We start from the raw sequence: 9,296 nt of genomic DNA, 5'->3' as shown, positions 1-9,296 counted from the left end.
CGGCCGCTTCCCGCTCCGCGGCCGGCGGCCGTTCCTCGGACCCTGGGCGCGGGCGCTCCCCACTCCCTGGTGCGTCCCGACGGCCGCGACCGGGGGGAGCGCCGCGGCCGTCGCGCGCGGGACCACGCGGCCCGTCACGGCTAGGCGCCCCGCCGCCGGGGCGGGGACCGCGGCCGTCGCGGTCCGAACGGTATTCCCGATCCTCCCGGTCCGGACGCAACCGGCTGCGATAGTCGATCTCGGGCAACAGGGACGACTCCATCGGCGTCACCGGCACCTTGGCGCCGATGAAGCGCTCGATGTCAGGCAGGCAGAAGGCATAGGTTTCGCACACGAAGCTGATGGCGTCGCCGGCCGCCCCGGCGCGGGCGGTGCGCCCGATGCGGTGGACATAGTCCTCGGCGTCCTCCGGCAGGTCATAGTTGACCACATGGGTCACGTCCGGGATGTGCAGGCCGCGCGCCGCGACATCGGTGCCCACCAGGACCGGCAGGTCGCCGTCGGTGAAGCTTTTCAGCAGTTTCAACCGCTTCTTCTGGGGCACGTCGCCGGACAGCACGGCGGTGGCGATGCCGTTGCCCTGGAGGTAGCCCCAGACCCGGTCGGCCTCCCGCTTGGTGTTGACGAAGACCATCACCCGCGGGGCCTCCCAGGTCCGCACCAACCCGATCAGCAGCGGGATCTTCTCCGCATTGGCGGTCATGTAGCAGCGCTGACGCACCCGGTCGGCCGTGATCTTCTCCGACTCGATCTTCACGAGCTGGGGATTGTTCATGTGCTCGTAGGCGAGTTCCAGGACCCGGTAGGACAGGGTCGCGGAGAACAGCATCCCCAGGCGCTCCTCCGGGGGCGGCATGTGCCGCAGGAGGAAGCGGATGTCCTTGATGAAGCCCAGGTCGAACATGCGGTCGGCCTCGTCCAGGACCACCACCTCGACCCGGCCGAGACTGAAGACGTGCTGCTTGAAGTAGTCGATCAGGCGCCCGGGGGTGCCGATCAGGATGTCGACCCCGGCGGCCAGGTGGTCGCGCTGCTCCTGGTAGCCGGTACCACCGAACACCAGCCCCACGCGAAATCCGGTGTGACGGGCGAGCAACAGGGTATCCTTGTGGATCTGCACCGCCAGTTCCCGGGTCGGCGCCACGATCAGGGCGCGCGGCTGAGACTGGTGGCTGGACGGCGGCGGCTGCGACGCCAGCAGGCGCTCCAGGATCACCAGGAGGAAGGCGGCGGTCTTGCCGGTGCCGGTCTGGGCCTGGCCCGCGACGTCCTGGCCCGTCAGGGCGATGGGCAGCGTGGCGGCCTGGATCGGGGTGCAGTGGGTGAAGCCGGCATCGGCCAGCCCCTCAAGAACACTGAGATCCAGGTCGAAGTGGTCGAACCGGGTAGCGGTCAGGTGTTTCTCTGTCATTGAAATCCTTTATTTTTCGCTAAGTGCGGACCTCACCCAAGGCAAGGCTTGCAAATTCTTTGCGCTTTGGATCAAATAGCATCTTAACTCCTGGGCCCAAATCCGCGCCAATTTGCCCGCCGCCCGCCTGTCCCTGCCGCCGCGCGCGCCGGGGTTTACCCGAGTCAGACCAAACCGTCCGGCCGGCCCCGCCCGAACCTCCAGCCGGCCAACGAGCCCGCGGGTCCTTGAGGCGCGGTCCCCCGACAACCACGCAAAACCAAAACGGAGCCGACTTCAGTGAGCGATTGCATCGTCCATGTGACCGATGTCTCTTTCGAGGATGAGGTACTGAAATCCTCCAAACCCGTCCTGGTAGACTACTGGGCCGATTGGTGCGGGCCCTGTAAGATGATCGCCCCCATCTTGGACGAGATCGCCGACGAGTACGCCGGCCGCCTCAAGGTGGTCAAGCTCAACATCGATGAAAACCCCAAGACCCCGCCGATCTATGGCATTCGCGGTATCCCCACGCTGAAGTTGTTCCGCGAGGGCGAGGTTGTTGCTGAAAAGGTCGGAGCAGTGTCCAAGTCCCAGTTGACGGCCTTCATCAACACCAATCTCTGACCCTCTTCCGACGGACTCCGGTGCCCGCGGCCACTGCGTGCGTTCGGCCCGGGTCCGACAAGGTTCCCGTGATAGGCGTTTAGGACGCGTCGAGCGGTCGTTGCGCGCCCCGCCCGGTGGCCCCCGTGGCCCCGGGTGAGCCCCCATTAACCCACGCGGCGTTCGTCCGGACGCCGCTGCGCGGTGTGTAGCCCCCCGAGCCGTCCCCCCTTGACGCCGATTCCCTCGCGGGATGCCCAACACCTCCCCTGACCTCTGCCTCAGAAGACCCGAATGAATCTAACCGAACTGAAAAAAACGCCGGTGCCCGAGCTGGTCGAACTGGCGCAGTCGATGGAAATCGAAGGTGTCGGCCGCTCCCGCAAACAGGACCTGATCTTCGCCATCCTAAAGGCCCAGGCCAAGCGCGGCGAGGACATCTCCGGCGACGGCGTGCTGGAGATCCTGACCGACGGCTTCGGCTTCCTGCGCTCCGCGGATGCCTCCTATCTGGCCGGCCCCGACGACATCTATGTCTCCCCGAGCCAGATCCGGCGCTTTGCACTGCGTACCGGCGACACCATCTCCGGCAAGATTCGGCCCCCCAAGGACGGCGAGCGCTACTTTGCGCTGCTCAAGGTCAACGACATCAATTTCGACCGGCCCGAGAACGCCAAATCGAAGATCCTGTTCGAGAACTTCACCCCGCTCTTTCCCCAGAAGCGGCTCGGCCTGGAGATCGGCAACGGCAGCACCGAGGACATCACGGCGCGCACCATTGATCTCGTGGCACCCATCGGCAAGGGTCAACGCGGCCTCATCGTGTCCCCGCCAAAGGCCGGTAAGACCATGATGTTGCAGAACATCGCCCAGTCCATCGGGCACAACCACCCGGACTGCTACCTGATCGTGCTGCTGATCGACGAACGCCCGGAAGAGGTCACGGAGATGTCCCGCTCGGTGCGCGGCGAGGTCATCTCATCCACCTTCGACGAGCCCGCCACCCGCCATGTGCAGGTCGCCGAGATGGTGATCGAGAAGGCCAAGCGCCTGGTCGAGCACAAGCGCGACGTGGTCATTCTGCTCGACTCCATCACCCGGCTCGCACGCGCCTATAACACCGTGATCCCCTCCTCCGGCAAGGTCCTCACGGGCGGCGTGGACGCCAACGCCCTGCAGCGCCCCAAGCGCTTCTTCGGCGCCGCCCGCAACGTGGAGGAAGGCGGCAGCCTCACCATCCTCGCCACCGCGCTGGTGGACACCGGCTCACGCATGGACGACGTCATCTACGAAGAGTTCAAAGGCACCGGCAACATGGAGATCCACATGGACCGGCGGATCGCCGAGCGGCGGATCTTCCCGTCCATCAACATCAACCGCTCCGGCACCCGCCGCGAAGAGCTCTTGATGCCCGCCGCCGAACTGCAAAAGATGTGGATCCTGCGCAAGATCCTGCATCCCATGGACGAACTGGCCGCCATGGAATTCCTCCACGACAAGCTCAAGGCGACCAAGACCAACGGGGAGTTCTTCGACTCGATGAAGGGATAGGGTCCGCTGCGCGGACCGCAGGGCGCGGCAGACCGAACGGGTAGGGTCGGATGGGGGCCGGTGGGATCGCCGATTGTAGGATGGGCAGAGCGCAGCGATGCCCATCATCCGGCGCCGCGGTATCTCAGGGTCCGCCGTGCGGACCCGGGTGGGCGCGTGACGGCTGAAACTCAGGATTCAACCAGCGCAGATACCCGATCGATCACCGCGTGGGCGTGACCCGCCGCCGCCTGGGCCTCCGCCCGGTTGAATGCCTCCCCGGGGGTCAGACCCGCCAGGGCGTCCGGATACCGGGTGGGGATATAGAGCTTATCGAGTGCCAGGGCCGAATCCAGGAGCCCGGTCAGCGCCGCCCCCAGGTGGTCCGGGAGGTCCCGGATCAGCCGGGTCAGCGAATGGCCCCAGGGGTCCAGGTCGTTCCCGAACCAATGGGCCTTGAGCGCCTTTTCCCCCGCCTGTTGCGCAAGAAAGGCCGCCTGGGCGAATTTGCCCGCCGCAATCAAAGCCTCGGCCGCCTCCAGGTCGTCGCGCGCCTGACGTAGCCAGCGATCCGCGTCCTCCCGTACCCGCTCAGCGCTCATAGAGCACCCGCCCCTCGGCCAGAATGCGCCGGATGAACGGCCGGTGCGACATGGCCGCAAGCTCCCCCGGGGTCAGCACCACCGGCTCCACCGGCCAGGGGCTGTCCTGTAATAGCCGCAGCACCCGCCCGATGCGCTCCAGCGGTCCATCCGTCGTCTCGCACACCAGGAGCAGATCGAGATCCGAGCGCCGGGTCGCGGTCCCGCGGGCGCGCGAACCGAAGAGCAACACCAGGCTCGGATCAAAGGCCGAGCGCAGCCTGACCACCGCGGTGTCGAGCCACTGCGCCGCGGACGCCGCCTGCTGTGCTGACTGTTTGGTCATGACCATGTGCCATCGGGATTGGACTGCCAGTCTAGCAGACCAGGGACCGGGGCAGACTGCGGAAGCCGACGGCGCTCGGTCCGCACAGCGGACCCTGCGGGTTGGCACCGCCCGTAGGGTCCGCTGTGCGGACCAACCACCTCCGGGCACCGGAGCGGGCCGCCCGATGGCCCGCCCACACCCGCTCGGGGTATCCTTTACGAATCGACCCGCCCGGGAGCCCGCGCCATGCACGCACTCATCAAACCCCGTCCCAGCCTCTACGAACAACTGGAGGCCCTGCCCGAAGGGCTGACGGGCGAAATCATCGACGGCCAACTCTACACCCAACCACGCCCGGCCTGGCCCCATGTCGTAACGGCGTCCGGGCTCGGCTACGAACTGATCGGACCCTTCCAGCGGGGCCGCGGCGGCCCTGGCGGCTGGTGGATCGTCGATGAGCCGGAATTGCATCTCATCCGTGATGCCGAGGTCGATGTTCCGGACCTGGCGGGCTGGCGGCGCGAGCGCATGATCAAGCATCCCCCCGTGCATCGCATCGAAGTCGTGCCCGATTGGGTCTGTGAAGTCCTCTCCCTGTCGACCGAGAGCAAGGACCGCAAGGTCAAGATGCCGATCTACGCGAAGTTCCGCGTTCCCTACGCCTGGTTGCTCGATCCCATCGCGCACACCCTGGAAGCCTACGCCCTCGAAGCCGGCGCCTGGCGCGAGATCGGCCGCTTTGCCGGCGCGGCGCAGGTATCGGTCGCGCCCTTCGATGCGGTGACAATCAATTTGGCCGATCTCTGGGCAGCGAGCGCGTAGAGCGGGATCAGTCGCGCTCGGCCGCTCGGCGTGGCGCCCTGATGCCGCATCAACCGCCGTCCCGCGACTTGAGACAGCGATAACCGACTGTCTTCAAGAAATATTTCGCGGACAGGGAACAACGGGGCGCGACGGTTCAGGCGGCAACTATCTTCGGCATGGCTTTCTTAGGCGGCAAAGTTGCCGCATAACGCACGACCAGCACCGCGCGCGGTGGTGGCAGTACATTGACTAAAAGAGTAAATTTCGCTCGTCTCCCCAGGAAGTGCCGATTTATGCGGAACGCTCTTTGTCCCGCAGTGTGGTTTAGGCGGCAAGATTGCCGCCGAAACCACTAACGGTGCAGCGCACGGGCGCGCCCAGAGTCTTGACAGTCAGACGGATTTTTGATCCACTAGCGGCGACCCGGCGGGTTATGAGGTAGTTCGTCCGCCGAAATCTAGTACCGCATGATGGAAGTGCTCGGACCATTTCAATCTAAGCAACCAGCGGCTTTCCCTGGTAGGTCCAGCGGAATGGCTTAGCCATCGTCTTGTTGAAATAATCAATGAAGTTGTTGATTTTCTGGCACAGGTCGTCAACCGATAAGAAATTCCCTCGGCGAATGACTTTGCGTATCAAGATCGAGAACCAGATTTCGATCTGGTTCAGCCACGAACTATGCTTCGGCGTAAAGTGAAAAACTATGCGATGAGTAGGGTCGCACAAGAACGCTTGGCGGGTTGCCACGGATTGGAGAGTTCCGCACTTGCCTTTGACCCCGAGGTCGCCTTCAAAACCGATGCCAGCGGCCACTAAACGCACGACCGACTCGGAGGAATGGGTGTTGAGATTGTCCATGACTAAGTGCAACTGCACCGGTGGCGAGCACTGCGAGCACTCGGCGATCATGGGGGATAAGAAGTGAGTAAAATCGGCCTCGGTTCGCGTTGGGCCGAGTTGCCAAGTCACTTTTCCAGTCGCGACATCGAACTCGGCAATCAGGGTGTGGGTGCCGTGGCGGATGTACTCGAACTCGCGGCGCTCGACGCGCCCCGAGGTCATCGACTGGGTCGGAGCAATTCGTTCAAGTGCTTGAATCCCGGTCATTTCGTCAATCGATTTGGTGTTGATCCCCTCCGCCGCCCGCGCCGGTGCGAGACGGTAGACCTCGCAAATGTCCTGGCATTTTTCCGCGAACTGCGCGTCGGGCTTGGCCTTCAGCCAGTATTGCGAGCGATGCGGTTTGAGGTCCGCTTCTTTCAAAAAGCGCCCGATGGAGCGCGCGGAGATCGAATCGACAATCCCCCGTTTCATCGCTTCGTCGGCGATCTCCCATTGCGTCCAATGCGTTATCGCCCGCCCGCTGTCTTGCGGCGCCTCGCAGGCCAACGCGACGATCGTGCAGATCTGCTCCGTACTGAACGTGGGCGGGGTGCCGGAGCGCGGCGCATCGGATAACCGTTCCGCGACGCTCGCATCAGGGTTCTCCGACCACCGCCGCCGCCACCCCTGGACCGTGGAGCGACCGATGCCGAGTTGATCCGCCGTCGGCCGCACGCCGACACCCTGACCCGCCAGCAAGATAATCCGCGCACGCAGGGCCAACTGCTGTGGACAGGTCGCTTGTCGCTCAAGCGACTCCAGTTGTTCACGCTCGCGATCGGTGACGAGGACAGGGGCAGGACGAAGCAGGGGCATCGCAAAAACCCGAACAGGTGAGGAAAATTTCCATTTTACTACTAACTTTTCAGAAGCGGTATTAGGATTTTCATCCTGCGGTACTAGTTAGGCGCGCATGTTTCGCTCAGTGAACGTTTGCCCGATGATAAAACTCGATATTAAATTCGCTTTTGTCCTTTTCCTGGCAACTTCATGTGGAATATTGAACGCGCAACAGCATCCAGAGCCGATCAAAGTTAGCCCGCCGGATACACATTTGAGATCTAAGAACGAAAACACATCAAGTTACCAAGAACCAAAGGTACCGAAAGAGAGCACGCCGAAATTGCCAACAAAAGCGGAGGCTATAAGGCTAATTGAAATGCTGGAGAAGCGAATCGGCAACTCTGATTCTATTTTGAGAAAGGGAGATTTCAAAGCGCTTCATGATCATAGCGTGGCACTAAATCAGATTAAGGAAAAGGCAGAAAATATGTTTGGCGATTCTGTATTCGAGCCGCTTGGCTATTGTTTCGGCGCAGCTATGATGGGTCGTAGCTTCTGGCAGGAAAAACTATTTAACAAGAGTAAGAGCGATGCAATAAGTTTACAGTTGATTGACTCTGCTAGAAAACGGTATATCGATAACCTTGAATTGTGCAAAGCCCAAATCACTGAAAAATTGCGGTGAGTGCGATAGATGGTAGAGGAGGTCACGGAAAGGATGCCACGGAATAGCGGAAAATAGCGGAAACGGAACTAGGCTCGATTGTGAATACAACGATTGCCTAACGGGCGGCCAAAGAGCGAGCGCGCGCCATCAGGGTCGGAGTTAACTGGCTAGTATCGTGCAGAGTTCCGGTGGTTCCGGTGACAGTTTACTTAATTGGTGCGGCCATGAAAACAAGCCTAACATAAGCAGGGATGTAAGCAGGGATGGGGTGAGGTCTTGCCTTTTGTCTTCGCTGCCTAAGCACTCCAGGTGAGTGCCAAACTACGACTGCCGCGACGGGCAGTATCAAGCAATAGAAACCGGCGAAATCATGAGCTTCGAGTGGGACCCAAAAAAGGCGAGAGCTAATCTGCGCGAACATAGGGTTACCTTTGAAGAGGCGGGAAAAAGGGTCAGGGAAAAAGGGTCAGTACCCTTTTCTGTGTGAGCGATAGACTATGCCGACATTGCTTCTAAGAGACGGCTTCAAGTTTTTCTTTTATGCCAACGAGCACGAGCCGAAGCATGTCCATGTGGCGAAGGCGGAGGACTATGCGAAAGTTGAACTTTCAACTTTTCGCGTCGTCAGTAACTTCATGAAACCGAAAGACCTGATGAAGGCCCCTCAGATCATTCGAGAAAACAACGATGCATTCGAGGCAACATGGGATGACTGGTTCCGTCAAAGGTAAGGCTGTCCACTTCGATGATCGCTTCCTTCATGTCGAGTTGGAGGATGGCAGAATCATCTCAACCCCGATGCTGTGGTATACCGATCTCCAGTCGGCAACCATGCGTGAACTGAAGAATTGCGTCTTCATCTGTCATGGCACCGGCATCGAGTGGCCCGATCTGGACTACCAGTTGAGCATTGAAAGCATGCTTGCCTTCCATTCTGAAAGACAAGCCGCCTAGTTGCGAGATGTGACAAAGAATATAGGGGTCGGATGTCGGGATCAGCTCGTAGCTCGTAACTCGTAGGGCAGATGCCCGAAGGGCGATCCGCCAATTCGATACCAAGCTGGACGCCAGCCGCTCGGTCAGGGTCCGAACAGAGGGGAACCGGGGGCCGAACCAGGGTATCCACTCTACCTGACGAAGAATAGGGCACTAACAAGTGCCAAAGTGCCGACCCGAAGCCCCGCGCGCCGAGTTCGGCAGTAAACTTAAAGACCTTGCCAGCGCGGTTTTGGGCTGGCCGTTATGGGAAAGCCAGGAATTCCGTAAATTGCCGCCTCTGCAATAGCCATGATCTCGCCAACAATCGAAAGCGTTATACCATTAGAGGGCCATCTGCTCCTGGTAACGTTCGCGAATGGGAAAAAGAAAAAGTACGACACTCACTGCCTAATGGGCCGCGAAATGTTTGCGCCGCTGAAGAACGGAGCTTTTTTCCAGACTGTCGCGATAGAACCAGGCGGTTATGCAATCTCATGGAACTCAGAAATTGATCTTAGTGAGCATGAGCTTTGGCAGCATGGCGAAGATATACCATAACGATGATATGGGAAGCAGGGGTAATTCCAGAAAGAGCAGTTCTCACACAAAGACACAAAGATCACAAAGCTTTTCAACGCGATATGTAGGTCGAGGAGGTCACCCGTGCGGTGATCGGCTCAACGCCTTGAATGATCTGTTTTTCTTTGTGTTCTTTGTGTCTTTGTGTGAGCAATTCCCGGATTTAGG

The 9,296-nt window shown here is 60.7% G+C and carries 11 protein-coding genes; 7 read left to right on the top strand and 4 right to left on the bottom strand.

Features of this window, described 5'->3' with window-relative positions; all coding sequences use genetic code 11:
* A partial coding sequence (locus tag QZY48_RS28520; RefSeq protein WP_295437045.1) for a DEAD/DEAH box helicase occupies nucleotides 1-1,411 on the bottom strand: 1,411 nt, incomplete at its 3' end.
* A 279-nt stretch (nucleotides 1,412-1,690) separates the two neighbouring features.
* Here QZY48_RS28520 and trxA point away from each other — a divergent pair.
* Together trxA and rho are read left to right on the top strand one after the other, a co-directional pair.
* On the top strand, nucleotides 1,691-2,017 hold the full coding sequence (trxA, locus tag QZY48_RS28515; protein WP_295437043.1) for a thioredoxin TrxA: 327 nt from the start codon (nucleotides 1,691-1,693) through the stop codon (nucleotides 2,015-2,017).
* Between the two features lie 273 nt (nucleotides 2,018-2,290).
* Nucleotides 2,291-3,547, top strand: coding sequence for a transcription termination factor Rho (rho, locus tag QZY48_RS28510; protein WP_100919563.1), 1,257 nt, complete (start codon nucleotides 2,291-2,293; stop codon nucleotides 3,545-3,547).
* 170 nt (nucleotides 3,548-3,717) lie between these two features.
* Here the strand turns inward: rho and QZY48_RS28505 are convergent, their stop codons facing one another.
* Nucleotides 3,718-4,128, bottom strand: coding sequence for a HEPN domain-containing protein (locus QZY48_RS28505; RefSeq protein WP_295437040.1), 411 nt, complete (start codon nucleotides 4,126-4,128; stop codon nucleotides 3,718-3,720).
* Nucleotides 4,118-4,453 carry a nucleotidyltransferase domain-containing protein gene (locus QZY48_RS28500; protein WP_295437038.1) on the bottom strand — a complete coding sequence of 112 codons (336 nt, stop codon included), beginning with the start codon at nucleotides 4,451-4,453 and terminating at the stop codon, nucleotides 4,118-4,120. Before QZY48_RS28500 ends, QZY48_RS28505 begins: the two co-directional genes overlap by 11 nt.
* A 228-nt stretch (nucleotides 4,454-4,681) precedes the next feature.
* On the opposite strand from QZY48_RS28500, the gene QZY48_RS28495 reads away from it, so the two are divergent.
* Nucleotides 4,682-5,257: a Uma2 family endonuclease gene (locus tag QZY48_RS28495; RefSeq protein WP_295437036.1), complete on the top strand. Its 576-nt coding sequence runs from the start codon at nucleotides 4,682-4,684 to the stop codon at nucleotides 5,255-5,257.
* A 477-nt stretch (nucleotides 5,258-5,734) separates the two neighbouring features.
* Here the strand turns inward: QZY48_RS28495 and QZY48_RS28490 are convergent, their stop codons facing one another.
* Nucleotides 5,735-6,937 carry an IS630 family transposase gene (locus tag QZY48_RS28490; RefSeq protein WP_295437034.1) on the bottom strand — a complete coding sequence of 401 codons (1,203 nt, stop codon included), beginning with the start codon at nucleotides 6,935-6,937 and terminating at the stop codon, nucleotides 5,735-5,737.
* Between the two features lie 124 nt (nucleotides 6,938-7,061).
* Between QZY48_RS28490 and QZY48_RS28485 the strand changes: the two genes are divergently transcribed.
* The 4 genes from QZY48_RS28485 to QZY48_RS28470 all read left to right on the top strand — a co-directional run bounded on the left by QZY48_RS28485 (nucleotide 7,062) and on the right by QZY48_RS28470 (nucleotide 9,107).
* Nucleotides 7,062-7,589, top strand: a complete 528-nt coding sequence (locus QZY48_RS28485) for a hypothetical protein (protein WP_295437032.1) — start codon at nucleotides 7,062-7,064, stop codon at nucleotides 7,587-7,589.
* Nucleotides 7,590-8,068: 479 nt separating this feature from the next.
* On the top strand, nucleotides 8,069-8,302 hold the full coding sequence (locus tag QZY48_RS28480; protein ID WP_295437030.1) for a DUF4160 domain-containing protein: 234 nt from the start codon (nucleotides 8,069-8,071) through the stop codon (nucleotides 8,300-8,302).
* Nucleotides 8,280-8,525, top strand: coding sequence for a DUF2442 domain-containing protein (locus QZY48_RS28475; protein ID WP_295437028.1), 246 nt, complete (start codon nucleotides 8,280-8,282; stop codon nucleotides 8,523-8,525). Before QZY48_RS28480 ends, QZY48_RS28475 begins: the two co-directional genes overlap by 23 nt.
* A gap of 333 nt (nucleotides 8,526-8,858) precedes the next feature.
* Nucleotides 8,859-9,107 carry a DUF2442 domain-containing protein gene (locus QZY48_RS28470; protein WP_295437026.1) on the top strand — a complete coding sequence of 83 codons (249 nt, stop codon included), beginning with the start codon at nucleotides 8,859-8,861 and terminating at the stop codon, nucleotides 9,105-9,107.
* The last annotated feature ends 189 nt before the right edge of the window (nucleotides 9,108-9,296 follow it).

It is taken from the genome of uncultured Thiodictyon sp. (genome assembly GCF_903828115.1).
GTDB lineage: Bacteria > Pseudomonadota > Gammaproteobacteria > Chromatiales > Chromatiaceae > Thiodictyon.
Note: the sequence above shows the minus strand (reverse complement) of the source record. Positions and strands in the feature narration are given on the sequence as shown.